General features: G+C 59.7%; 25 protein-coding genes and 1 pseudogene. 15 read left to right on the top strand and 11 right to left on the bottom strand.

Features of this window, described 5'->3' with window-relative positions:
* The first annotated feature begins 177 nt into the window (after positions 1-177).
* On the top strand, positions 178-1,239 hold the full coding sequence (locus BUE92_RS25785; protein ID WP_073526995.1) for an NAD(P)-dependent oxidoreductase: 1,062 nt from the start codon (positions 178-180) through the stop codon (positions 1,237-1,239).
* Positions 1,240-1,260: 21 nt separating this feature from the next.
* On the opposite strand, the gene BUE92_RS25780 is transcribed toward BUE92_RS25785, so the two are convergent.
* Positions 1,261-1,917 carry a TetR/AcrR family transcriptional regulator gene (locus BUE92_RS25780; protein ID WP_073526994.1) on the bottom strand — a complete coding sequence of 219 codons (657 nt, stop codon included), beginning with the start codon at positions 1,915-1,917 and terminating at the stop codon, positions 1,261-1,263.
* Positions 1,918-2,038: 121 nt separating this feature from the next.
* Here BUE92_RS25780 and BUE92_RS25775 point away from each other — a divergent pair, with 121 nt between their 5' ends.
* A complete protein-coding gene (locus tag BUE92_RS25775) occupies positions 2,039-3,256 on the top strand; it encodes an MFS transporter (protein WP_073526993.1) in 1,218 nt (405 codons plus the stop codon).
* Positions 3,257-3,268: 12 nt separating this feature from the next.
* Here the strand turns inward: BUE92_RS25775 and BUE92_RS25770 are convergent, their stop codons facing one another.
* Positions 3,269-3,709, bottom strand: coding sequence for a hotdog fold domain-containing protein (locus BUE92_RS25770; protein ID WP_073526992.1), 441 nt, complete (start codon positions 3,707-3,709; stop codon positions 3,269-3,271).
* Between the two features lie 134 nt (positions 3,710-3,843).
* Here BUE92_RS25770 and BUE92_RS25765 point away from each other — a divergent pair, with 134 nt between their 5' ends.
* From BUE92_RS25765 to BUE92_RS25745, 5 genes are all read left to right on the top strand, one after another.
* The gene (locus BUE92_RS25765; protein ID WP_073526991.1) at positions 3,844-4,461 is read left to right on the top strand and encodes a TetR/AcrR family transcriptional regulator; all 618 of its coding nucleotides are present in this window, start codon (positions 3,844-3,846) and stop codon (positions 4,459-4,461) included.
* A 150-nt stretch (positions 4,462-4,611) separates the two neighbouring features.
* Positions 4,612-5,823 (top strand): YeeE/YedE family protein, encoded by a 1,212-nt coding sequence (locus BUE92_RS25760; protein ID WP_073526990.1) that lies wholly within the window; start codon positions 4,612-4,614, stop codon positions 5,821-5,823.
* A complete protein-coding gene (locus BUE92_RS25755; protein ID WP_073526989.1) occupies positions 5,813-6,346 on the top strand; it encodes a GNAT family N-acetyltransferase in 534 nt (177 codons plus the stop codon). Before BUE92_RS25760 ends, BUE92_RS25755 begins: the two co-directional genes overlap by 11 nt.
* Before the next feature lie 91 nt (positions 6,347-6,437).
* Positions 6,438-6,980 carry a cysteine hydrolase family protein gene (locus BUE92_RS25750; RefSeq protein WP_073526988.1) on the top strand — a complete coding sequence of 181 codons (543 nt, stop codon included), beginning with the start codon at positions 6,438-6,440 and terminating at the stop codon, positions 6,978-6,980.
* A gap of 4 nt (positions 6,981-6,984) precedes the next feature.
* Positions 6,985-7,980: a GlxA family transcriptional regulator gene (locus BUE92_RS25745; protein WP_073526987.1), complete on the top strand. Its 996-nt coding sequence runs from the start codon at positions 6,985-6,987 to the stop codon at positions 7,978-7,980.
* Here BUE92_RS25745 and BUE92_RS25740 read toward each other — a convergent pair.
* Complete coding sequence (locus BUE92_RS25740) at positions 7,952-8,122, bottom strand: DUF2986 domain-containing protein (protein WP_073526986.1); 171 nt, start codon at positions 8,120-8,122, stop codon at positions 7,952-7,954. The two genes, BUE92_RS25745 and BUE92_RS25740, sit on opposite strands and share 29 nt — an antisense overlap.
* Before the next feature lie 155 nt (positions 8,123-8,277).
* On the opposite strand from BUE92_RS25740, the gene panB reads away from it, so the two are divergent.
* Positions 8,278-9,093 (top strand): 3-methyl-2-oxobutanoate hydroxymethyltransferase, encoded by an 816-nt coding sequence (gene panB, locus BUE92_RS25735; protein ID WP_073526985.1) that lies wholly within the window; start codon positions 8,278-8,280, stop codon positions 9,091-9,093.
* Here panB and BUE92_RS25730 read toward each other — a convergent pair.
* Both BUE92_RS25730 and BUE92_RS25725 read right to left on the bottom strand, forming a co-directional pair.
* Positions 9,081-10,472 (bottom strand): aminotransferase-like domain-containing protein, encoded by a 1,392-nt coding sequence (locus BUE92_RS25730; protein ID WP_073526984.1) that lies wholly within the window; start codon positions 10,470-10,472, stop codon positions 9,081-9,083. The genes panB and BUE92_RS25730 overlap by 13 nt on opposite strands.
* Positions 10,473-10,603: 131 nt before the next feature.
* Complete coding sequence (locus BUE92_RS25725) at positions 10,604-11,635, bottom strand: alpha/beta hydrolase family protein (protein ID WP_073526983.1); 1,032 nt, start codon at positions 11,633-11,635, stop codon at positions 10,604-10,606.
* Positions 11,636-11,870: 235 nt separating this feature from the next.
* Between BUE92_RS25725 and BUE92_RS25720 the strand changes: the two genes are divergently transcribed.
* Positions 11,871-12,383 carry a hypothetical protein gene (locus tag BUE92_RS25720; protein WP_073526982.1) on the top strand — a complete coding sequence of 171 codons (513 nt, stop codon included), beginning with the start codon at positions 11,871-11,873 and terminating at the stop codon, positions 12,381-12,383.
* 79 nt (positions 12,384-12,462) lie between these two features.
* Positions 12,463-13,800, top strand: a complete 1,338-nt coding sequence (locus tag BUE92_RS25715) for a hypothetical protein (RefSeq protein ID WP_143170032.1) — start codon at positions 12,463-12,465, stop codon at positions 13,798-13,800.
* 54 nt (positions 13,801-13,854) lie between these two features.
* On the opposite strand, the gene BUE92_RS25710 is transcribed toward BUE92_RS25715, so the two are convergent.
* A complete protein-coding gene (locus tag BUE92_RS25710; protein WP_073526980.1) occupies positions 13,855-14,685 on the bottom strand; it encodes an alpha/beta fold hydrolase in 831 nt (276 codons plus the stop codon).
* A gap of 177 nt (positions 14,686-14,862) precedes the next feature.
* Here BUE92_RS25710 and BUE92_RS25705 point away from each other — a divergent pair, with 177 nt between their 5' ends.
* On the top strand, positions 14,863-15,321 hold the full coding sequence (locus tag BUE92_RS25705) for a MerR family transcriptional regulator (protein WP_073527227.1): 459 nt from the start codon (positions 14,863-14,865) through the stop codon (positions 15,319-15,321).
* 14 nt (positions 15,322-15,335) lie between these two features.
* Here BUE92_RS25705 and BUE92_RS25700 read toward each other — a convergent pair whose 3' ends face one another.
* The 5 genes from BUE92_RS25700 to BUE92_RS25680 all read right to left on the bottom strand — a co-directional run bounded on the left by BUE92_RS25700 (position 15,336) and on the right by BUE92_RS25680 (position 19,656).
* Positions 15,336-16,262, bottom strand: coding sequence for an acetoacetate decarboxylase family protein (locus tag BUE92_RS25700; protein ID WP_073527225.1), 927 nt, complete (start codon positions 16,260-16,262; stop codon positions 15,336-15,338).
* A gap of 105 nt (positions 16,263-16,367) precedes the next feature.
* Positions 16,368-17,108, bottom strand: a complete 741-nt coding sequence (locus BUE92_RS25695) for a type 1 glutamine amidotransferase domain-containing protein (protein WP_073527226.1) — start codon at positions 17,106-17,108, stop codon at positions 16,368-16,370.
* A 189-nt stretch (positions 17,109-17,297) separates the two neighbouring features.
* The gene (locus BUE92_RS25690; protein ID WP_073526979.1) at positions 17,298-17,621 is read right to left on the bottom strand and encodes a DUF6124 family protein; all 324 of its coding nucleotides are present in this window, start codon (positions 17,619-17,621) and stop codon (positions 17,298-17,300) included.
* A 336-nt stretch (positions 17,622-17,957) separates the two neighbouring features.
* A complete protein-coding gene (locus tag BUE92_RS25685; RefSeq protein WP_073526978.1) occupies positions 17,958-18,569 on the bottom strand; it encodes a transferase in 612 nt (203 codons plus the stop codon).
* Between the two features lie 76 nt (positions 18,570-18,645).
* Complete coding sequence (locus tag BUE92_RS25680) at positions 18,646-19,656, bottom strand: GlxA family transcriptional regulator (protein ID WP_073526977.1); 1,011 nt, start codon at positions 19,654-19,656, stop codon at positions 18,646-18,648.
* 123 nt (positions 19,657-19,779) lie between these two features.
* Here BUE92_RS25680 and BUE92_RS25675 point away from each other — a divergent pair, with 123 nt between their 5' ends.
* The 4 genes and pseudogenes from BUE92_RS25675 to BUE92_RS25660 form a co-directional block, all read left to right on the top strand.
* On the top strand, positions 19,780-20,661 hold the full coding sequence (locus tag BUE92_RS25675) for an MBL fold metallo-hydrolase (RefSeq protein WP_073526976.1): 882 nt from the start codon (positions 19,780-19,782) through the stop codon (positions 20,659-20,661).
* Between the two features lie 251 nt (positions 20,662-20,912).
* Positions 20,913-21,287 carry an addiction module antidote protein gene (locus tag BUE92_RS25670; protein WP_073526975.1) on the top strand — a complete coding sequence of 125 codons (375 nt, stop codon included), beginning with the start codon at positions 20,913-20,915 and terminating at the stop codon, positions 21,285-21,287.
* A gap of 322 nt (positions 21,288-21,609) precedes the next feature.
* On the top strand, positions 21,610-22,245 hold the full coding sequence (locus tag BUE92_RS25665) for a lytic polysaccharide monooxygenase auxiliary activity family 9 protein (RefSeq protein WP_073526974.1): 636 nt from the start codon (positions 21,610-21,612) through the stop codon (positions 22,243-22,245).
* A gap of 40 nt (positions 22,246-22,285) precedes the next feature.
* Positions 22,286-23,287 (top strand): annotated as a pseudogene (locus BUE92_RS25660) (chitinase); the annotation flags it as partial.
* Positions 23,288-23,460: the final 173 nt, after the last annotated feature.

Below are 23,460 nucleotides of genomic sequence, written 5' to 3'. Positions count from 1 at the left end.
TTTTGACGGACGATGATTTTTTTCCCGTTCGTTTTATTCCAAATAGGTCCTTTGCCGAAAAATCAGGCCCATGCTTTATTGGTCCAAGCGGGCGGCCGCCTTGGGTGGTGCGGTCTTCGAAGCGGCAATCAAGCAAGCATTGTTCGAGTCATCAATGCCTTCAAAAGGATCAAACCCATGGCATTCACCACTCTGATACTCGATGCGCCCGGTCCGCCGCTGCTCTATGAGGAAATCGATCGCTTCCTTGATCTGGGCTTGGCAGTCATCCTCAACCTCTACTACTTCAGCGATAAACACAGCATCCAGCAGCACTACGGCGCCCGCATCGGGTATGCCGATATCAACGGCCACGACGAGCGGGCTTTTATCGCCGCGGTGAACCAGGCCGGGGGTTACAGCGTGTTCAAGACACGCTTGAACATCCCGCTGGGCGGCGAACTGATTGGCGCCGCCAGCTCATCCGGGTTGTCCACGCCGCTGCGTGCAATCGCTCAGGCCGGGACCGGCCTCAACCATATTGACCGGCACGCGTGCGAGCAGGCTGGGGTGAAGGTCCTGCATACGCCGGGTTCCAACGCGACCGCTGTCGCTGAATACGTGTTGGCCCAGGCGCTGTTTCTGTTTCGCGACCTGGACCACTACAACGCGCAAACCCACCAAGGCCACTGGTCGAAAGGCACCTTGGCGCCTGCTGCTGAATACGCCGAACTCACCCTCGGGCTCGTGGGCACGGGCAGCATTGCCCAGCAGGTGGCGCGCAAAGCCAGCGCCTTGGGGATCAAGGTGATAGCCACCGGGTCCGAGCGCTTTACCGAGCAGGAGGCGCGCCGCCTCGGGCTGCAACGCAGGCAAACCCTGGAACAGTTGCTGGACGAGGCCCACATCGTTTCGATCCATGTGCCGCTCACCCCGCAGACCCGCGGCCTGTTCGGCAGCGCCGAATTCAAGCGGATGCGCCAGGGTTCGATACTGATCAATACCGCTCGCGGTGGCATCGTCGACGAGCAGCAACTGGCCGCCTTCATGGTCCGGTTTTCCGGGCATATCAAGGCGGTTGCCATCGATACCTTCGCCCTGGAAAAAGACCGCTTCAGCTCGCCGTTGGTGGGCATTCCCTGCGCGCAACTCACGCCGCATATCGCCGGCAATACCACCACGGCCATCCGCACCGCTTCGCAGCAGATCGTCGAGCAAATCCACGCATTCGCAACGGCCGCAACGGTGTGCAGACCCTAATCGCACATTGCGTGCTTGCCGTTATCGTTTCTGCAGGGCTGGCGTGTTTTGGCGAATGGGCGCAGCCGTAGAGGCTGCAATGTCCCAGGTCAGCAGCAGATGGTTGATCGCCGCATCGATCTGTTCGTGGGGCGTGTTATCCCGTGCCTGGATCGACACGCCCTGCAAGAAGCAATCAAACACGGTTGCCATCGCCCCCGCGTCCAGCGTGTCCGGTAACTGACCGGCCTGCATCGCCCGTTGCACACACGCGACAATGCCGGCCCTTGTGCGGGCCCGTGACTGGGTCAAGGCGTCCACCACTCGCGCATGCTCCGGGCTCGGTGCGCTCATCACCCCCAGTGTCACCATGCAACCCTTGGGGTGGGCGTTGTCGCACTGCATGCGTGCCGACTGGCGCAGTGCGGTTTCGACCGCCAGGCGCGGCGGCAGGTTTTCATCCCACAGGCATTCGGTGACCTGGGCGTAGGTCGCCAGGTAGCGTTGCACGCATTCATCGAACAGTGCTTCCTTGGAGCCGAACGCTGCATAGAAACTCGGTGCGGAAATACCGCCGCCCAGGCCGGCCTTGAGTTGGGCGAGGGACGTGGCGTCATAGCCGTGTTGCCAGAACAGGTGCATGGCCTGCTCCACGGCGTGTTCGCGGTCAAAGTTACGGGGGCGGCCCATTTGTGCCATGGCGAGAACTCTCTGGGAATAACGATATAAATACTAGTCGATACATAAGTCGTTGACAATGCAGCGGTGTGCTGCGCAACATTTATACCGATCGGTATTTAAATAACCCAAGGAGCATCCCGTGACACCCTCATCCAGCCTATCTGCATCTTCCGAACGCCTGCCCATCGGCGCTTTGCTTGCCCTGGCCATGACCGGTTTCATTTGCATCGTCACCGAAACCCTACCCGCCGGGCTCTTGCCGTTGATCAGCGATGGCCTTGGGATTTCACCGTCCATGGCCGGGCAGATGGTGACCGCCTACGCCCTGGGCTCGGTACTGGCGGTGATCCCCATGACCATCGCCACCCGTGGCTGGCGCCGGCGGAATGTGCTGCTGCTGACCATCGTTGGCTTTCTGCTGTTCAACTCGATTACCGCGCTGTCGTCCCACTATGGGGTAACCCTGGTGGCGCGCTTTTTTGCCGGTGTGGCGGCGGGGCTGGCCTGGAGCCTGCTGGCGGGTTACGCCCGGCGTATGGTCGCGCCTCATCAACAGGGCAGGGCGCTGGCGTTGGCAATGGTGGGTACGCCGATTGCGCTGTCTCTGGGTGTGCCTCTGGGCACCTGGCTCGGTGGCCTGCTGGGGTGGCGTACCACGTTCGGCCTGATGTCGGCGCTGACGCTGGGGCTGATCGTGTGGGTACTTGTGAAGGTGCCGGATTACCCGCCGCAGCCCGCGCACCAACGCCTGTCCCTTGGCAACGTGCTGACTACACCCGGCGTGCGCCCGGTGCTGGCGGTAGTGATCAGCTGGATGCTGGCGCACAACATTCTGTACACCTACATCGCCCCGTTCGTGGCGCGCGCCGGTCTGGCGGATCGGGTAGACCTTGTGCTGCTGGTGTTCGGTGTTGCCGCATTGGTGGGCATTTGGTTAACGGCCAAGCTGGTCGAGCCGTTACTGCGCAAGACCGTGCTGGTCAGCCTGGCAACATTCGCGGCGATCTGCGTGGCGTTCGGCCTGCTGGGTAGCCGGCCGCAAGTGGTCTACCTTGGCGTAGCGGTATGGGGCCTGAGCTTCGGCGGTGCCGCCACCTTGCTGCAAACCGCCCTGGCCGATGCTGCGGGTGACGGTGCGGATGTGGCGCTGTCGCTGAACGTAGTGGCTTGGAACAGTGCGATTGCCGGCAGTGGCGTGCTCGGCGGGGTGTTGCTGGACCGCTGGGGCGTGGCCGCGTTTCCTTGGGCGATGCTGGTGTTGGTGATCGTCGCTCTAGTGATTGCCTGGTCGGCGCAGGCCCATGGCTTTAAATCGGGACGGCGGTCTGCCGCTGGGCCTGCGGTGGTGGGGCACTGAGTTGCTCAATGCCTAAGCAAGTTTCACATTCATAGTGATGTGAGCGGTGAAAACCTTGACGCCGTCCGCATCGAAGATCTCCACCGGCACGATCTTGTCTCCGGCGGTTTGCCAATCGATCGCGCTGCCATCGGCCACGGCGCGGATGTCGGTTTTCGCCTTGGCCAGGTATTCCACGCTCATGCCCTTGGGAATCCAGCGTGCGCCAGCGGGGATCGACGCGTCGGTCATCATGCCGCCGGCCAGTTCGGCGGCGTTGCACAGCGCGATGGCATGCACCGAGGCGAGGTGGTTGGTGATCTCCTTGCGAAATGGCACCGTAACCACGGCGTGGTTGGGTTTCAGTTCCGCAATCTCGGGGTTGATTGTGCTGAAGTAGGGCGCCATCTGGCAGGCCAGGTTGCTGAATGCGGCGGGGCCTACGCTATTGAACATGCTCAGGGCTTGGCTCATCGGAATATCCTCAAGGGTTAATTGCAGAATAATATTCTGTAACGGAACAATATTCTGTAAAATCCATGGCTGTCAACCTGAGCTTTCTCTGCCGGGCGCTCAGCCTATAAACTGCTTTGATTTGGCGTTCCCTCATGCACTCCATCGATCTCATCGAGCGCACCTTCCCCGGCAGGCGCAGCGACCTCAAGCGCATCATCCTTCGTGAAGCACTGGCGTGTTTTAACGAGGTGGGCATCGAGGCGACCTCTATCGAAACCATTCGCGCGCGCTGCGACACCAGCGTGGGCGCTATCTATCACCACTTCGGCAATAAAGAGGGGCTGGTCGCTGCGCTGTTCTTCGCCGCGCTGCAAGACCAGGCCAGCCTGCGTGACCACTATCTGCAAGCGGCGAACACGGCCCACGCAGGCGTTGTCGGTTTGGTGTACAGCTACGTTGAATGGGTGACCGAACAGCCGGATTGGGCGCGTTTTGTGTTCCAAAGCCGCTTTGCCGTCTCCAGCGGCCCATTCAAGGACGAGCTGCTTGCGCGCAACAAACAGCGCAACCAGCAGTTGAAGGAATGGATGAGCGGGGAAGGGCGCAAGGAGTATTTCAGCCACTTGCCAGCAGAACTGATTCCCTCGCTGATCATCGGCGCGGCGGAAAGTTACTCGCGTGCGTGGTTGTCGGCGAAGGTCAAAAAGAGTCCATTTGAATACCGCGAACTGCTGGCTGAAGCGGCGTGGAAGTCGATCAGCCTGGGTTAGTCAGTCCTGCTTCAATCCCCTGTGGGAGCTGTCGAGCTTTAGCGAGGCCGCGATAGCGGTGGTTCAAACGATGATCCTTTCGGTAATAGCCCACCTGATCAAATTCCGTCTGAGGCTATACTTGCCTCCTTCCAACCAATCGAGAACCCCATGAGCACGTCTCTTTCCCTGACGCCCGTGCGCAAGCCCGTCGCGCCACTGATCGCCTTTATCATCCTGGTGGCGGGTGCGCTGTTCCTGCAAAACATGGTCGGCGCACGCCAGGTGTTGCTGCTGGTGGTCGGCGCCGCGCTGGGCCTGACGCTGTATCACGCAGCCTTCGGTTTTACCTCGGCCTGGCGTGTGTTTATCAATGATCGGCGCGGCGCTGGCTTGCGTGCGCAGATGGTGATGCTGGCGGTGGCGGTGGTGCTGTTTTTCCCGGCGCTCGGGGCGGGCACCTTGTTCGGCCAGCCGGTGACCGGGCTGGTGGCGCCGGCCGGTGTGTCGGTGGTGTTCGGGGCGTTTATCTTCGGGATCGGCATGCAACTGGGCGGCGGCTGTGCGTCGGGCACCTTGTTCACCGTGGGTGGCGGTAATGCGCGGATGTTGGTGACACTGCTGTTCTTTATCTGTGGCTCGTTGATCGCCACCCACCACGTCGACTGGTGGTTTGCGTTGCCGTCGTTCCCGGCGGTTTCCATCGTCAAGAGTTTCGGTGTGCTGCCGGCGCTGGTCCTGAGCCTGGCGGTGTTCGCGCTGATTGCAATGGTGACCGTGCGCCTGGAAAAGCGCCGTCACGGCCAGCTTGAACAAGGCGTGCAGAGCGAGCATCAAGGGCTACGCCGCTTTCTGCGTGGGCCCTGGCCGCTGGTATGGGGCGCGATTGGCCTGGCGCTGCTCAACTACGCCACCCTGGCCCTGGCCGGGCGGCCGTGGGGCATCACCTCGGCGTTCGCGCTGTGGGGCGCCAAGGTAGCGAGCGGGCTGGGCGTGGACGTTGCCAGCTGGGCATTCTGGCAAATGCCGGGCAATGCCAAGGCCCTGGCTGCACCGGTGTGGGAAGACATCACCAGCGTCATGGACATCGGCATTGTTCTCGGTGCGCTGCTGGCCGCAGGCCTGGCCGGGCGTTTCGCGCCCAGCTTGAACATTCCGGCACGCTCGTTGGTCGCCGCCGTGATCGGCGGCCTGCTGCTCGGCTACGGTTCGCGCCTGGCCTATGGCTGCAACATCGGCGCGTACTTCAGTGGCATCGCCTCGGGCAGCCTGCATGGCTGGGTGTGGCTGGTGGCGGCCTTTATCGGCAACGGCGTGGGCGTGCGTTTGCGGCCCTTCTTCTTTGCGGGCGAACGGCCCCAGGTGGCCTTGAGTGGCTGCTGAGCAGTCCGCCCGCATTCGCCTGGCGCGCACGCAAGATGCCGGTTTGTTGCCGGCCATCGAGCAGTGCGCGGCCCAGGCGTTTCGCGCAATCGAAGGGCTGGCTTGGCTGGCGGATGCCGCGTCGATCAGTGTCGAGCGCCATCGGCAGTGGATCGCGCTATCGACCTGTTGGGTGGTGGTTGATGATCACGACCACCCTCAAGGCTTCCTCAGCGCAGAACGCTTTGGCGACGACCTGCATATCCATGAAGTGTCGGTGGCCCAGCCGCTGCAAGGCCGGGGCTGGGGGCGCAGGCTGGTGGAAACGGCGATGAACCATGCCCGCGCCCAGCAACTGCGTGCGGTGACACTGACCACCTTCGTGCATGTACCCTGGAATGCTCCGTTCTACCGGCGCCTGGGCTTTGCGCCTCACCTTGATCCGCGTCTGGAAACGATCCTGGCGGATGAATACGCCCATGGCTTCGAACCCGGCAGCCGTTGTGCCATGGCGTGCCCGGTGACATGTCCGAATCCGTCCTGAAGTGGTCTGCCTTGCGTCTGTCGTGCGCTGTGGGTTGTCCTTACCATGGCGTGCATCGTTTACCCGCTGATGCAAGCCACAAGGATTGTCCATGACCCATAAAGCCCTGATCGTGATCGACGCGCAACATTCCTTCCGCCATTCAACCTACTGGTCCGAAAATGACCTGCCCGACTACCTGGAAAAACAGCAGGCGCTCATCGACGGCTGTGTTCAACGCGGCATCCCGGTGATACAAGTCTTCCATGTTGAAGACCAGGGGCATTTCTCCATGCAGTCGGGCAACGTCAGGGCATTGAGCGAGCTGTCGATCGAACCGCAACTGGTGATCCATAAGCGCTACCACAGTGCTTTGGCCGGTACGCCACTGGCCGCTCGGTTGGTGGAAATGGGCGTGACCACGCTGATCATCAGCGGCATCCGCACCGAGCAATGCTGCGAGACCACCACGCGGCAGGCTGCGGACAGCGGCTTCAAGGTGGATTTTGTCAGCGAGGCGACGTTGACCTTCCCGATGACCCACACGCGCAGCGGCCGGGTCTATACGCCGGCCCAGATTCGCGAACGCACGGAGTTGGTCCTCGATGACCGCTTCGCCCGCATCGTGACGGTCGCCCAGGCACTGGCGGAGTGAAGCGGTGAGCGTACCGGTGCTGTTCGTGCTATTGCCAAACGTGCTGATGCTCGACCTGGCCGGGCCTGCCGAAGTGCTGCGCCTGGCCGCGCAAGTCGATGACCCGGCGGCGGTGGATTTCGACTTGCAGTACGTCAGCCCGGTGGCAACGCTGCACACCTCCATCGGCTTGCCGCTGACGGGGCTGGCGCCACTGCCGCCGACCCTGGCCCCCGGTACGCTGGTGGTATTGGTGGGTTCCACGATGAACGTGTCGAAAGCCCACCAAAAGGCCTTCGAATCGGCCAGCCATCAGCTCATCCAGTGGTTGCAAAACGTCTTCGTGCCCTCGGCCGAGCGCCTGGTATGCGTGTGCGCCGGCGCGTTGAGTGCCGCCAGGGCCGGGCTGCTCGATGGGCGCCAATGCACCACGCACCATTCTCTGTGCGCCACCTTGCAGGCCCTCGCCCCCAAGGCCCGGGTTCTGGAAAACCGCCTGTACGTCACCGATGGCCTGGTCAGTTGCAGCGCCGGTGTCACAGCGGGTATCGACCTGATGTTGCACCTGGTTGCCGAACTGGCCGGGCCACGCTTGGCGTGCGCGGTGGCGCGAGACATGGTGGTGTACCTGCGCCGCAGCGGCAGCGACCCGCAGCTATCGCCTTGGGTGAGCGGGCGCAATCACCTGCACCCGGCGGTCCATCGCGTGCAAGATGCCATCACCGCCGCCCCCTGCGAAGCCTGGACACTCACCCGCATGGCAAGCCTGGCCTGCACCAGCAGCCGGCACCTGGCGCGCCTGTTCCAGGAGCACGTACAGATCAGCCCCCTGGATTACCTGCATCGCCTGCGCCTGGCCGTAGCCCGTGAACTGCTGGCCGAGTCGGCCCTGGATATTGAAACCGTCGCCGAACGCGCAGGCTTTGGTTCGGCGCGTCATCTGCGGCGGATCTGGGGCAAATATGAAGCGGCAACCCCTTCAGCCATGCGTCTTACTCAGCAGGCGTCTCGGGGGATGTAACCGGATCCTGGCCAGCTTCGGTTTCCAGCTTCAAACGGTCGGCCTTGCTGATGTATCTGTCTTTGCTTTTTGGCGCCAGCTTGGCACTGGCCTTTTTGGCTTTGGCCTTGAACAGCTGCTGGAGTTTTTTCTGGCGGTTCATGTCGCGGTGCCTGAGAGGGAAAGGCGCGGATGATACCAGTTTCAACACATATGACCGGGCCCTGGGTCGCTTTTTAGCGCTGATCTGTGCATTGAATCATCCTTCGTTTCGCCAATAATCGGGTCGAGTATCCAGCGCAAACGGAAAAAGCCCCGATGAGCATTCACACCCGCACCAAACGCATGACTGTCCCTCAATTGGTCGCCATGAAGGGGCATCAGAAAATCGTCTCCCTGACCGCCTACACCAGCGCTATCGCCAAGCTGATCGATCCGATTGTCGACTTCATCCTGGTCGGTGACTCCACCGCCATGGTCGGCTACGGCCGGGCCTCGACCTTGAGCATGCAACTGGAAGAAATCATCGGCCACACCCGGGCGGTGGTCGACAGTACGCGCTTGGCCTGTGTCATCGCCGACATGCCGTTTGGCAGTTACCAGGAGTCGTATGAGCAGGCCTTTCGCAACTGCGCTCAGGTGCTGTCGCGCACCGGTTGCGATGCGGTCAAGCTGGAGGCCAATCAGGCACTGGCGGGCACCGTGGAATTCCTGGTTGCCCGAGGCGTGCCGGTGATGGCCCACGTGGGGCTGATGCCGCAATTCGTCAACGTCATGGGCGGGTTCAAGGCCCAGGGCCTGACCGCTGAAACCGCTGCGGTGATTGCCGCAGATGCTCGCGCCAACCTGGAAGCGGGGGCCTTCAGCCTGCTGCTCGAAGGGGTGGCCGAAGGCGTGGCCCGGCAGATCACCCTGGACTCGAGCCAACCCACCATTGGCATTGGCGCATCGCCTGCGTGTGACGGCCAGGTGTTGGTCACCGAGGATGTGCTGGGCCTGGGCGGCGGCTCGATGCCGCGCTTCGTCAAGCAATATGCGGATGTCGGTGCGGTGATTCGCGATGCGTGCGAGCGTTACGCCGACGATGTACGCCATGGCCGGTTCCCCGAAGCGCGGCATTGCTACGGGCTTTGACGCAGCGCCTGGGCCAGCTGTTTGACGGCCTGGGCAATGTCCTTGCTCCAGTCGAGTGTGTAGCAAAGGCGCAGGTGATGTGGCCAGGCGCCTTGTTGGCTGAACAGTTCGCCGGGCGCGATGACGATGCGTTGGCCCAGCAGGTCCGCAAACACCTGGCGCATTTCCACCGGGCGGGCGGCCTCGAGCCAGAAGCTAGCGCCACCGTGGGGTTCGACCACCTGCCACTGGCTATTGCCGTGGGTTAATAGCAGGGTTTTGAGCTGCGTCATGCGCTCCAGCAACCGTGCCCGCAACGCCTTCAGGTGGGGGTCGATACGCTTGGACGCAAACAGCCTGGCGATGGCTTTCTGACGGATCGGCGAGAGGCGAAAGCTGCGCTCCAGGAACAGCTGCTGCAACGCTGAGGCATGCCCGCGACACAGCACATAGCCGTAGGGCGCTTCCGAGCCGATGATTTTGTCGAAGGTCGAAAACACCAGCAGTCTGTGCGGGTCGGCATAGTCGCGATAACGCGCCGGTGGCGGGCCGAAATACAGCTCGCCGTAGGTGTCGTTTTCGAACAGCCAGATATTGCGCTCGGCCAACCACTGGCAGATCTGCTGTTTATCTTGCGTGGGCATCACACCGCCTTGGGGCATATTCACCGTCGATGACAGCACCGCCAGGCGGATCGGCTCACGCTTGAGCAGCGCGTTCAGGGCGTCCAGGTCAAAACGGCCATCTGCGCCGAGGGGCATTTCGATCACACGGACTTTCGCCGCCTGCAATTGCCGCAGAATCGCCCACGAACACGGCGACTCCACCAGTGCGAGCGTACCCACCAGGTCCAGGGCATTGAGCGAGACCTCCAATACACTGTGCAGGTCCGAGCCGATATACACCTGGTCGGCTTGCCAGTAATGGTCAGTAGAGCGGCTATAGCGTTCGGCCAAGGCTGTGCGCAACTCGGGCTCGCCAAACGGTAGGTACAGCGGCGTCAACGAGCGCGGATATTGCCGGGCCAGTTCGCGCTCCATCATCAACAAGGGCTGCTCCAGCGACAACAGCATCGCCGGGGCATCACTGCTCAGGGCCAGCATGCCGGGTTGGCGCGCGTTGGCGAATACCTGGTCGAGCAGGGGGGATGAGCTTGGGCTGATGGCGGGGGCCGAGTTCGGGGCGATGAAAAAGCCGAGCTTGGGCCTGGCCTGGATCCGCCCTTGCTCCTCAAGCAATGCATACGCGTACTTGGTGGTCGACACCGACACGCCCAGGCGCAGGGCCAATTGGCGCAGGGACGGCAATTTGCGTTCGCCGTCAGCCGGGCAGGCCTCGATCAGTTCGATGAGGTAGCGGTACACCGCTTGATAGGCGAAGGTGTCTTTGCTTGTATTCATACTTATGTGAGCCGCTGTTCTGTAGGCGCGAGCTTGCTCGCGAAGAACTTCAGCGCGCCACGGTTTACCTGGAAGCGCGCGTTATCGTTGACGTTTTTCGCGAGCAAGCTCGCTCCTACATCAAACCCTGATCAGCGTGCGAGGAACTGGCTGATCAGCGTGATTATCTGCTGCTGGATCACGGGTCGTGGCCGTGCGCCAGGTCCATCCTGACAAATGATGCTGTCACCGGGCACATCCGCGTCGAGCACCGCCGCTGCGCCCGGTTTGCATTGCAACATAAAGCTGAAGTGATTGGCATCGCTGATCTGCATGTACTGCGTGGAGGCGTTTGGCAGCCGCCTGGCCATGTCGGACGACTCCATCTGCGCCGGCAGATCCGCTGACGGCACACCGGCGGCGATCACCAGTGCGGGCACCGGCAGCGCCGCCAGGCTTGCATCGGTAAACCCGCGCGACAGGCCCAGGTCCAAAGACACCACGGCGCTGACGCGTTTGTCGCTCAAGTCTGCGGCCAATTGCTCCTTCCCGTTCGGCGTGCCTTCAGGGTTCATTTCGCGGTAAGCGGTACACGCGACCAGCGTCGGATGGGCGCTGCAGTCCCGGGCAAACAGCGCCGGGTCAAAACGCGCACCGGCCGTTTCCATCACCGTCCAGCCCCCCAGGGAATGCCCCACCACCGCTATCCGGCCGCTATCCACTGCACCGAATGGCTCGGGCTGCGCCAGCAGCGCATCGATGGCCCGGCTCAAATCCCTGGGCCGTTGCCATAACTGCGCAGCGGCCTGGGCGCTGCGATCCTGGCTGGTAGTGCCCGGGTGGTTGACCGCCGCCACGATATAACCCTGCTGCGCCAACGCACTGGCCAGCCACGCCTGTTTGCCCCAATTGCCACCGTACCCGTGGGAGAGCACCACCAACGGATGCTTGCCGGGCGTCGGCGCCGCATCGGGAACGGCCAGCACGCCGATGAACACCACGTTGTCGGCGATCAGCTTGGGGTTGGCAGTGGTGGTGGCGGGATACCACACGGCCATTTCCAACGGGCGGTTGTTAAGGGTGTCGGGCAGGGTGGTGGTTTGGAAACCGACGGGGTTGTCGTTGGCGAATGCGGGAGCGGTCAGGCACATCATCAGGATCAGAGCGGCGAGATTAGCTTTCATGCTTTTTTTCGTCCTTGAAAGGGGGGGACGCAGCATGACCTGAAACGGCCGGTTCAGGTAGAGGGGCGGCGGGACTACGAAGTGGCTGACAAAGTCCTACTGCTTGGTATTACAGATGGGGACTTCAAGTTTTTAGGAAGTGGCTGGCTTACTTGACGCTGTAAGTCATGCAGTGTTGGAGCGTGAATCCTACTTAAAGTGTCGACACTGATCTTTGACTTAAAGGGTGAAGGTTATGGAGATTATAAGTGCATCACTTGATTCGAAGCCGAGGTATGACCTGTCTGGCCGTAGTTATTTAGTCTTTTTGCTGATCGGAATGACTTTTTTCCCCTACGGTGCAGTTAATGCCGAAGAAAAAATGATCAGTAAAACGGTCACGCCCACTGTTATCAACGTCATTTCTATCGGTGGGACTGGATTGGCCATTTTTAGCTTGTCCCCCACCGATTTTCCAGCCGGATCCTTTGGCGTTCCCAAGCAGTTGTTGGGGATTGATTGGAATACAACCTCCTACCCCGAAAACATAAAAGAAAGCGTTGAGTTGTGCTATTCGCGACCTTATAACACCGCCCAGCGAACGTGCGTGCCGATTTGGCCTGGCTCTTCCGGAACGTCGACCGACTTCAATGAGCAGCCCTTCGGCCAAGGTGCGGGCCTAACCATCAAGCATCATGTTTTGGGTGGCGGTGCACGACTGGGTTATCCCGCTGGCAGCGACACGGTGACAGTTCGGTATAGGGACTAAGTTGCAAGCCCCGCTCTCTATCAGCCTGCGGGGCTTACTTGCAGCTCAAAAGCGTTGTTAATCGATCGCGAGGCTATTTATGGTAACTATCAGCGTTGATGCGTCGTTAGCCAATAACCGCCTGGGGAGTACTGTTGTCCGTGACTTGAGCTCAGCCTCGGTGTTGCCTCTTCGAGACCCTATCGGCGCGCCCGCCGTTGTTGAAGTTGAAGCCGATGCTGTCAACACCTTATCGATCCTGGCGAGGCAATTGAGTGACGCTGCCAGCCGTGACGTCCGTCTTCGCCAGGCAGACCCAGGCAACAACCGCTCCAACCCGCTCGATGCGATCAGCGACGAACGATACTTCGCTGACAAGGCTCAGCATGATGCTGAGGTTCCCGATACTCACGTTCTGGAATTGCTTGAGCGCGCCAAGCAAGCCACCGCCTTCGCCAACGGTTTGGCCAGTAACCCTTTCAGAGGCCTTTCGGTCGATCAATTGACGCTGATTGCTCGCGACGAAAGCGGTGCGTTCACCGTCAACGAACGGCGCGCAGCCTGGCAGGAGCTTCGCCTGAATGAACAGCGGGTCAGCGCCTCTTCAGGTTCCGCTATCGGGCGTGAACTCATGATTTCTCGGCTCTTCCTGGGACATGAACCTGCGGTGGCCGAAGGCACCCTGACCTTTAGCAATATGGCCCAGAGCAGTTACGACTTCCTGACTCGTGATGATCGTAGCCTGTTGTCAGAGATGTACGCCTATGCGCAGGAGCAAGGAGCCAACTTGGCATATGTCGACATGCTGGCCTATGACCTGGGCAATTACCGCCATCACGACAATGGTCGCCAGCTCTTGAGCGGTAACAATGGCTACAATCAGGAGGGCCGTCGGGTGACGTTCAACTTCAAGGAGCATGATGTAGCTACGGCATCACGCATTCTGAACGGCTCGGCCATTGACTCTACCCGCCTCGAACAGGGGTTTTTACGCCATGTCCTGAACCCGGACTTCGGCGCGCTGAGCAATATGGGCAGCATTGCATTCCTTGAGCAGATGGTGCTGAAGTTTTCCAGTGCAGGTGCCACGCAAGCTTCGTTGGGCAGGGAGTTCGAGACTTACACACCGATAAGTATCAACGACAATATGGTGGTCACAGTGGCTGAAGAGGTAACACTCACATTCGAAGAGCCCGTGCTTATCAACACGGATGGCATCTGGACTATCACCGAAAAAGGTAAGGCTGCGGGTTACACAACGGACCCGGCCACCGGAAAGCCGCATCGGGCGGCTCTTTCAGTCGACGGCAGGCCGCCGCGCAGCGTTGTCGGGGAGGCCGCAGCCGACCCTTTGAAGACGCGCTCTCTGGTAGACACCCTTGCAGCCCCCCCCCGACCGCTCCACTACACCATGGCGCTGGCCTGGGTATTTATTTGAATTGATGAAAAATCCAAAAAGCTAAGGAGGGGGCAGTCACCCGCCCCCCGTTGATCAGCTCCTTATGAACGCCAGCAAATCCGCATTAATCCTATCGGCGTGGGTCGTCGGCATACCGTGCGGGAAGCCCGGGTAGATCTTCAGCGTGCTGTTTTTCAGCAGTTTGGCGGACAGCACCCCGGCATTTTCATGGGGGACGATCTGGTCGTCGTCGCCGTGCATGACCAGAACGGGGATCTGGATGCGTTTCAAGTCTTCGGTGAAATCGGTCTGGGAAAACGCCACGATCCCGTCATAGTGCGCCTTGGCACAGCCCATCATGCCTTGCCGCCACCAGTTCAGGATGATGCCCTCGGACGGCTTGGCGCCTGGGCGGTTATAGCCGTAGAAAGGGCCCGCCGGAACGTCATGATAGAACTGTGCCCGGTTGGCTTTCAGTTGCGCCTGCAAGTCGTCGAACACAGACTTGGGCAGGCCGCCTGGGTTGCTCGGGGTCTGGACCATCAGCGGTGGCACGGCGCTGATGATGGCGGCCTTCGAGACTCGGTCTTCACCGTGGCGGGCGATGTAATGAACCACTTCACCGCCGCCGGTGGAGTGACCGACATGCACCGCGGTTTGTACGCCCAGGTGCTCGACCACGGCCGCGACGTCGTCGGCATAGTGGTCCATATCGTGCCCGTCCCAGACCTGGCTGGAACGCCCATGGCCACGTCGGTCGTGGGCAACGACACGGTAACCTTCGCCCAGGAAAAACAGCATCTGCGCGTCCCAATCATCTGCGCTCAGTGGCCAGCCATGATGGAAGAAAATGACCTGGGCATCGCGTGGTCCCCAGTCCTTGTAGAAAATTTCAACACCGTCCCGCGTGGTGACGTAGCCCATGTTCGCCTCTCCCAAATGAAATGATGGCCTGATCGAATCGCGATCATGGCGCCGGATTAACCCACTGCGGCCCATTCGTGTCTGGCAAGCGCGCCGTCTACGAATCGCCGCCTTGGCCGCCCAATGACTTTAGGTTTAAAGTCAACTTTAAGGTCAATGGTTTTTTGTGGGTGGGACATGAGAATAGGCGAGTTGGCAAAAATCAGCGGGCTGGCGGCCTCACGCATCCGCTTTTACGAGGCGAGCGGCCTGATCCAATCGGTTGAGCGTAAATCCAATGGCTATCGGGACTATGCACCCGGCACCGAGGCGGTGTTGGAAATCATCAAGGGGGCCCAGGCCGCCGGTTTCTCTCTGGAAGAAATTCGGCAGTTAATGCCCAGGAGCGCCGGTGGCTGGCAGCATGACGAACTGCTCAGCGGGCTCAAGCACAAGGTCGAGGAAATCGAGGTTCTGCAACAAAGGCTGGCCCAGAACAAGGCTCAGTTGCTGAACGTCATCAAGGGCATCGAAGGCAAGCCCGAGGGCATGGCCTGTGCGGAGAATGCGCAGATGCTGATTAACCGTCTGCGCGAGGAAGGGGTGGCTCCAGCCTCATCCACAAGAAAAAGCGCCCGCCGGGCCCCGAGGGCCTGACCGGCGCAAAAGCTTCAGCGTTCGCCAACCAGGCTGGCGAGTGGCTTTGGCGCATAGAGCGCGCCCTGAAACTCGGGTACGTATTCGTACTTCACCATTTTCCCCAGCTTGAGGTCGCGCAGGTAATTGGACAGGCTGCCATCGCCCAGCGTGAGGGTGGCTGAGCCTGCGTCACGGCTGGAGGCGTGGCTGAGCTGGCGGGAAACCGCGTACCCGTAGGCCAGTTGGCCGTGGTGATCGAGATTGGTGAAACTGCTGGTGACCAGATCCACATCACGGGACAGTTTCTCAAGCTTTCTGGCCTTGAACGACACGTCCAGTTTGCCGGTCTGGCTATCGGTAATGTCATACACCACCGCGTGCCCGTCCTCTTTGCGATCAATGCCGGTCAGCCATTTCGGCAGGTTGTAACCGACCACCCCGCGCACCCGCGCCAGCTCGGTATTGACCGGCAGCTTGAGCACATAGCCCCAGAAATCCTGCGACATCGACTGGCCCACCAGCGTGAAGGGGCCCAGGTTGGCTTTGCCAGGTTTGTTAGTGATGATCGACACGGCGACTTCGTTATAGGCGTCGTTATCGCAATGCTCATAGGTGTACGCAGTAAACGCGATCAGTCCGCGACCCGGCCAGACTTGCAAGGGCTGCACGGCTGCCAGCACCTGCGGCGGCATCAACGCCCTAAGCTTATCGATGTCGGCCGTATAGACCGCTGTTACCCGACTGTTCTGGTAGTAAAAATTGGGCGAGTAGGATTCAAAACCGATGTCGACCTTGTGCTTTTCCAGCCCCTTGAACCAGCTTAAATCAACCCCAGGCACTTCAGCCGCAATCACCGACAACGGCGGATTGGAGCGAAAGCGGTCGTACAAGCCGCCCTTGACGACGGGTACCTGCTGGCCGGCGATATCGATGTGGGTTGTGTCGTTCGGGCTGGGCATCTCGGGCGTTCCCGCCAACGCAAGGTTGGCAAAAGGGGTGAGCAGCAATCCGGTTAAAACGGCGCTTTGGATGTTCAATCGGTCTTCTCCAGGGGGGGGCAGGCGCTATCGGTCTTTGGATAGCTCGGTTATCACGGCGTGTGCGACGGCCTTGGGCGATTGCGGGTTCTGGCCTGTGATCAGGCGGCCATCGGTGATGACAAATGAGGTGAACGGCACCCAGCCCTTGCGGTAACGCGCCCCTTGACTGCGCAGCCGGTCTTCAAGCAAGAACGGCACCTCACGCTTCATGCCCGACAGCAGCTCTTCGCGATTGGAGAAGCCGGTGATGTTTTTACCCTTGATGATCGCCTTGCCCTGTTCATCCTTCAGATCCAGCAGGCCAGCCACACCGTGGCACACGGCCGAGACGATGCCGCCCTGGTTGTAAATGGTTTGGGCGACGCGCTGCAGGTCGGGGTTGCCTGGAAAGTCCCACATGACACCGTGGCCGCCGGTGAAATAGATCGCGCGAAATTGCGACGGATCGACATCGGCAATGGGCCGCGTGTTTTGCAGCCTGGCCCGCAAGGTGGGTGATTGCAGATGTTCACGGGCAGCCTTGTCCATGTACAGCCAACCGAGGCTGCGCTCGTCCAGAGGCACAACACCCCCTTTGGGGCTGGCAAACACCGTCGTGAAGCCTGCGGCTTCCACAACCTCGGTGAAATGCGTCAGCTCGGTCAGCCACAGCCCCGTGGTATCGGTCCTTGAGGGGTAGCTGGCGTGGTTGGTCATGATCACCAGTATCTGGCGATTGTTCGCAGTGGCCGTGGAAGGGCCGGGTTCAGCCTGTGCAAATGTCATAAGCGCGCCACCTATCACGACCAACGCAAAGGAAATAAGGGTTTTGAGCATGATCCAGAGTCCAGTAATCCTGCCGATTGGTGCATGCTCACCTTAAACCTCGCTTTAAGGTCAACCCCTGCCTTGGCAAAAAAAACGCCGAGTTGTCGTGGGGCGCGACGGCTCGGCGTTTTCGGCGGTATTGACGGTTTAGCCAGCCGCTAGAGCAGCCTCGCGCGCCATCAACTTATCGACCAACAGCACTCCCAACTCACTTAACTGATGAATCGCCAACGCGACATCGCGCTGTTTGCCTGTCAGTTCATCAGAGAGGTCAAGCAGCAAGGCGGTCACCGAGGAAAAGGTTTCATAGCTATTGGCGATGAGCGTTTCGTTGCTGGCGTCGTCGGCAACGCTGAACAGCGGTGTCGAGGGTGGGGGAGATGGTTCGAGGGGTTGATCAATTGCGCGATGGGTCGCCTGATCAAGCTTGAGGTCTGGATCGTTTGGAGGGTTGGACGTGACTTTATACATGTGTGTTGTACCTGTTTTAGGGCCAGCACCTCATCGCTACTAAACGAAAGGGTGGCGGCTGTACGCAGGTTAGTAGACCGGGGAAACACACAAAGCCGGCGCGCCCGAGGGCGCCCTGCGCACAGCCACCATCAAGCACAGACAAGAACATCTGCTCGATGAGGCTCATGCACTTTATGTTGTCACTCGGGCTACTAAACCCGATCACTGAGTTGTCAGCGACCGAGCCACCTTAGAGACGCCCATCCAAGCGCACAAGCCGGCGGATTCTGACGCAACTGTAGGCAACGGAGCAAGGTGGTGCAGCGCGCTGTAGGACATGTCTACCGGGTGTCGCTACTCGTAGGCGAACTGGTCAATCAACCCCAAACGCGGAACATGGCTGTTTGGCTTTAGTAACGCGCCTGGAGCAATCACTGCATTCGCGCCAATTTTGCAGCCGTCGCCTATCAAGGCGCCGAATTTGTTCACACCAGTCTCGATCACAGTGTCTGCATAGCGAATCTTGATAGCCGCCCCATCCAGTTCGTTACGGTAATTGGCGATGATCGCCCCGGCTTCAATATTGACGCCTTCGCCTATCAACGAGTCGCCGACAAAGTTGAAGTGCGCCAGCTTGCTCGCGGCAAGCATGAAGGTGCTTTTCAGTTCGCAGCTTGGGCCCACAATGCAATGGCTGCCCAAATAAACGCCCCCACGCAGGTACGCTCCCGCTGCTACGAATGAGCCTTCACCGATGATGATTGGCCCCTTCAGCACAGCGCCTTCTTCGACAATGGCGCTTTCGTGGATGGCACAATTTCCGTGGCGTCGGTAGCCCGTGCCCAGGCGTGACAGTAAGGCCAGAACCTGGTTTTCGCAGTCTTGAGACACCCGCCAGGCGGCAGGCTGCGTCAGGCCAAGGGAGGGCCATTGAGCAATGAATGTACTGATCTCAGGTAGCTTCATGCAGAGCGCTTCCGATGTCGGGGAGGGAAGATAGAGCCGCGCTGTTGAGGGTAGGGCAGTGGGCTCAGGCCACATCTTACAATGGGCTGCCACCGATCTGCGTCACCCCGAGGAAAGCCGCCGACTCGCCCATCCCCAGGCAAAACATCTTCCGATACTCCGAAGGCGACGTGCCCAGTTGCGCGGCAAAATGCTGCCTCAATGACAGCGCGGTGCCAAACCCCACTTCGCCTGCAATGCATTCAACCGGCAGTTCCGTGGTTTCCAGCAGCGCCTGCGCCCTGGCCACGCGCTCAGCGTTCAGCCATTTGGACACGGTGGTGCCGGTGGCTTCCTTGAAGCGGCGGGTAAAGGTGCGCCGGCTCATCTTCGCCCGGTCGGCCAGCACATCGAGCGACAGGTCGCTGGCCAGATGGGTGCGCGCCCATGCCAGCACCTCCGACAGGTGTGTCTCGCTTAAGAGTTGCGGCACGGGGTGTTCAACGTATTGGGCCTGGCCACCCTGGCGATGTGGCGGGGTCACCAGCATTTTTGCAGTGCGGTTCGCCACATCGGCGCCGAGTCGCTGGCGTATCAAGTGCAGGCAGCAGTCGATGGCCGCGACGGTGCCCGCGGAGGTGATGATGTTGTCGGCACACACGTAAAGAACCTCCGGCCTGAATCGCGCGCTGGGAAAGCGTCGCGCAAACTCGTCGCGGGCGGCCCAGTGGGTGGTGGCTTCCTTTTCGTCCAGCAGGCCAGCATCGCCCAGCACGAATGCGCCCAGGCACAAGCCGACGATCAGCTTGCCCTGTGCATTGGCCACCTGTAGCGCGTTGATGAGCGTGGGGGAGGCCACGACCGATTGATCGCCCCAGGCGGGGATGATGATCACATCGGCGGTGTGCATCAGTTCCAGGCCACTGCTTACCGAAAGGCCCAGGCCCTGGTCACTGCTGACCATGCCAGGCACTTCTGCGCAGTAATTGATCTGGTAATAGGGCTCATCGGGTGTGGATTGGGCGGTTCCCAGCACCATCCCCGGCACGGAAAGATGGAACAGGCTTACGCCATCGAAGGCGAGAACGGCTACGCGGATAGGGAGCATCAGGCCACCTCTGGTGTGGAGTCGAATGGCCCGATTATATCGTTATCTGTCATTCAGGCCACTGTTGGCCCTCGCGGGGTTCGGCAAGAATAAACGCCTCGATCCATCAACAGGGCTCAATTCATGAAACTTACAACGCTCCCCCTGGTTTTCAGCATCGCTTGCGGTGCGGCTGCCACACCCGCACTGGCAGGCTCGGCCACCCCTGACGCCGCCCATAAAGTGGACCTTCAGCAAGTGCGTAACGCGACGGTGAAGATCACCTATGGCGGTACCACCTTCCTGATTGACCCGATGCTGGCCAAAAAGGGCACCTATCCAGGGTTTGAACATACCTACCGTAGCGAGCTGCGCAACCCACTGGTGGATTTGACCGAGTCGCCGGCACAGGTCATTGCCGGTGTCGATGCTGTGATCGTCACCCACACGCACCTTGATCACTGGGACGACGCGGCACAAAAAGCGCTGCCCAAAGACATCCCGTTGTTTGCCCAGCATGAAGAAGACGCGCAGTTGATCCGTTCCCAGGGTTTCAAGAATGTGCGTGTGTTGACCGACGAAGCGGAATTTGGTGGCGTTAAAATCACCAAGACCGGCGGCCAGCATGGCACCGATGAGATGTATGCCGTGCCGGCGCTGGCAAAGCCGTTAGGCGAAGCCATGGGCGTGGTTTTTCAAGCACCCGGCTACAAGACCCTGTACCTGGCGGGTGACACGGTATGGCGTAAAGAGGTCGACCAAGCCATCGAGAAATTCAACCCCGAGGTGATCGTGCTTAATGCCGGGAAAGCCATGATGACGGGGTATGAAGGCTCGATCATCATGGGCGAGGAAGACGTGCTGCGCGCTGCACAGGTGGCGAAAAACGCGAAAATCGTGGCCGTCCATATGGACGCCATTAATCACATGTCCCTGACCCGCGAGGCGTTGCGCAGCTACGTCAAGCAGCACGGCATCGAGGGGCGTGTGGATATTCCAGAAGACGGCGCTTCGTTGGCCTTCTGACGCCAGGCGCAGGTCAAAATGTGGGAGGCGCTGTGCGACGATTCGACTTGCGCCCGATAGCGGTAGGTCAGCCAACCTTTCAGTGGCAGATACATCGCAATCGGGAGCAAGCCCCCTCCCACATTGGATGTTTGTTGAGACTGTTCCTGCCGCTCCCGCTGGCATCAGAAAAAATATTGGCTTATGCAGAATGTAGCCAGTAGGCTACATGCGGGCGAAAGAGATTCTCAATGCCCTGAGAGGTCAATGACATGAGTAAGTCGACATTCAAACCAGAGGACATGCCGATCCTCGAGCTGGATACATCCGGCACCAGCGCCTATGAGGCTTCACGTTTCCTTGATAGCCCGCAAACCATCAGTGCCTATCTTGCGCAAAGTATGGCGTGCCATGACCCGCAAGTCCTTATGAAGGCGCTGGCCGAGGTTGCCAAGGCCCAGGGAGTGAACAAGGTTGCCGAAGCGGCGGGGGTGAATCGGGAGAGTCTGTATAAAACCCTGAAAGGCGGCTCAAAGACGCGTTATGAGACGGTCCAGAAGCTGATGCTGGCATTGGGGGTGGAATTGACGGTGCAACCGATTACCGCGACCGCAATTAAAAAAACGGTCGTCATTGGCAAAACGTGATGAACCAAAAACAGGACGGTTTATTTGATTGAAAATAGATACGTCCCTTTTTGTCGACATAGCGCCCATCCGTTACGAACGGGATAAGCCATTTACGAGAGAAGGCGTGTTGATGTGCGCCTGATCTTGTAGGAAATCGACCTCTGGCAGCGTAAGGTTTCCTCCATTGAACTGGTTATATATCCAGTATTTTCAGGGCGGCGCGCTCACGAAACGAAAATGAGTGAAAAATGGGCCTGTGGCAAAAAAAAGCAACTCCGTTAGGTTGAGATCCTCTCCTTCAAGAAAGGAGAGTTCTTAATCAAGTGAATGGAGTCACAACATGAACAAACCACAAACCCAGACACCTCTTCGCCATGGTCGTGTCACATCCCCTTCCAGCCGTGGCGCAGTTGCCGTGGATCTTGGCCTGCTGGAAACCTGGCAGGTCAATGAAATGGAAGGCGGCAAGAACTTCCCGGCACTGACGGCCGGTCCGTTCCCGGCGCCTTATCAAACCGACAGTGACAGCGTCACTCCACCCGCCGACGGCTTCATCCTCAGCGGTGGCAAGACCGATGCCCGTGACTGCGTCAACTTCACCCATGAGGAAATGGCCAAGAAACTCGGCCGCGCCTTCACCTGGCCGTTGCTCAATGTCGAGCCGGGTCAGACCTTCAAGGTCACCTGGGAATACACCGCGGCGCACACCACCCGTGGCTATCGCTGGCTGATCACCAAGGATGGCTGGGATCCGAAACAGCGCATCACCCGCGCACAACTGGAAACCCAGCCGTTTGCTGAAGACTTCTATGCCCAGGTGCCGTACTACAGCCATGCAGGTGAACTGAAGGCCAAGGTCAATCATGAAGTGAAACTGCCGGCCAACAAAAAGGGCCAGCATGTGATTGTGTTGATGTGGATCGTCGCCAACACCGGCAACGCCTTCTATCAAGCCTTCGATGTGGACTTCAAATAAGCCCGCGCCGTTAAACCCACACGTTCTCAAGGATTAGAACATGTCAAAGATTGACTTTACCTCACTGCAATCGCCGCTCAACGATGCCGCTTCGCTGATGCCGAGCATTGCCGGCAAAAAGATCCTCATGGGCTTCTGGCACAACTGGCCTGCCGGCCCGAGCGATGGCTACCAGCGTGGCCAGTTCGCCAATATGAACCTGGCGGATGTGCCAAAGGATTACAACGTGGTGGCCGTGGCCTTCATGAAGGGCAACGGTATCCCAACCTTCAAGCCGTACAACCTGTCCGACGCCGAGTTCCGTCGTCAGGTAGGCGTGCTGAACAGCCAGGGCAGGGCGGTGCTGATTTCCCTTGGTGGCGCCGATGCACACATCGAACTGCATAAAGGCAACGAACAGCCACTGGCTAACGAGATTATCCGTTTGGTAGAAACCTATGGCTTTGATGGCCTGGATATCGACCTTGAACAGAGCGCGATTGATTTCGCCGACAACAAGACTGTCCTGCCCGCCGCCTTGAAATTGGTCAAGGACCACTACGCAGGTCAAGGCAAACACTTCATCATCAGCATGGCGCCGGAGTTTCCGTACCTCACCAGCGCCGGCAAATACGTCGGTTACATCCAGGCGCTGGAAGGCTATTACGACTTTATCGCCCCGCAGTATTACAACCAGGGGGGCGACGGCATCTGGGTGCAGGAGGTCAACAACGGCAATGGCGCCTGGATTGCCCAGAACAACGACGCGATGAAGGAGGACTTCCTGTTTTACCTCACCGAAAGTCTGGTGAGCGGAACGCGCGGGTTTACCAGAATCCCGGCAGACAAGTTCGTCATTGGCCTGCCCGCCAACGTCGATGCGGCTGCCACCGGTTATGTGATCAACCCGACAGCCGTAACCCATGCATTCAAGCGTTTGTACGACAAAGGATTGTCGATCAAGGGCCTGATGACCTGGTCGGTGAATTGGGACAACGGGATCAGCAAAGACCACGTGCCCTACAACTGGGAATTCAGCCGCCGTTATGGGCCGATGATCAATGGCACTGATCTCTCTGGCCTGGAGCAGGATGCGGCGGATCTGGAGATCGCCAATCGGCAGTAGCGCAAAGGGGGCCTCTGGCAGACGTGCCAGAGGTCAAACAGCCGAGCTTCTGATCTGACTAAAATCCGATGCCTGTTTGGGCATCGGATTTTTTGCGTCACGCTCAAATT

Source organism: Pseudomonas fluorescens (assembly GCF_001902145.1).
GTDB classification, from domain to species: domain Bacteria; phylum Pseudomonadota; class Gammaproteobacteria; order Pseudomonadales; family Pseudomonadaceae; genus Aquipseudomonas; species Aquipseudomonas fluorescens_BV.
The sequence above is the reverse complement of the archived record's forward strand: the minus strand, read 5'-3'. Positions and strand labels throughout refer to the sequence as shown.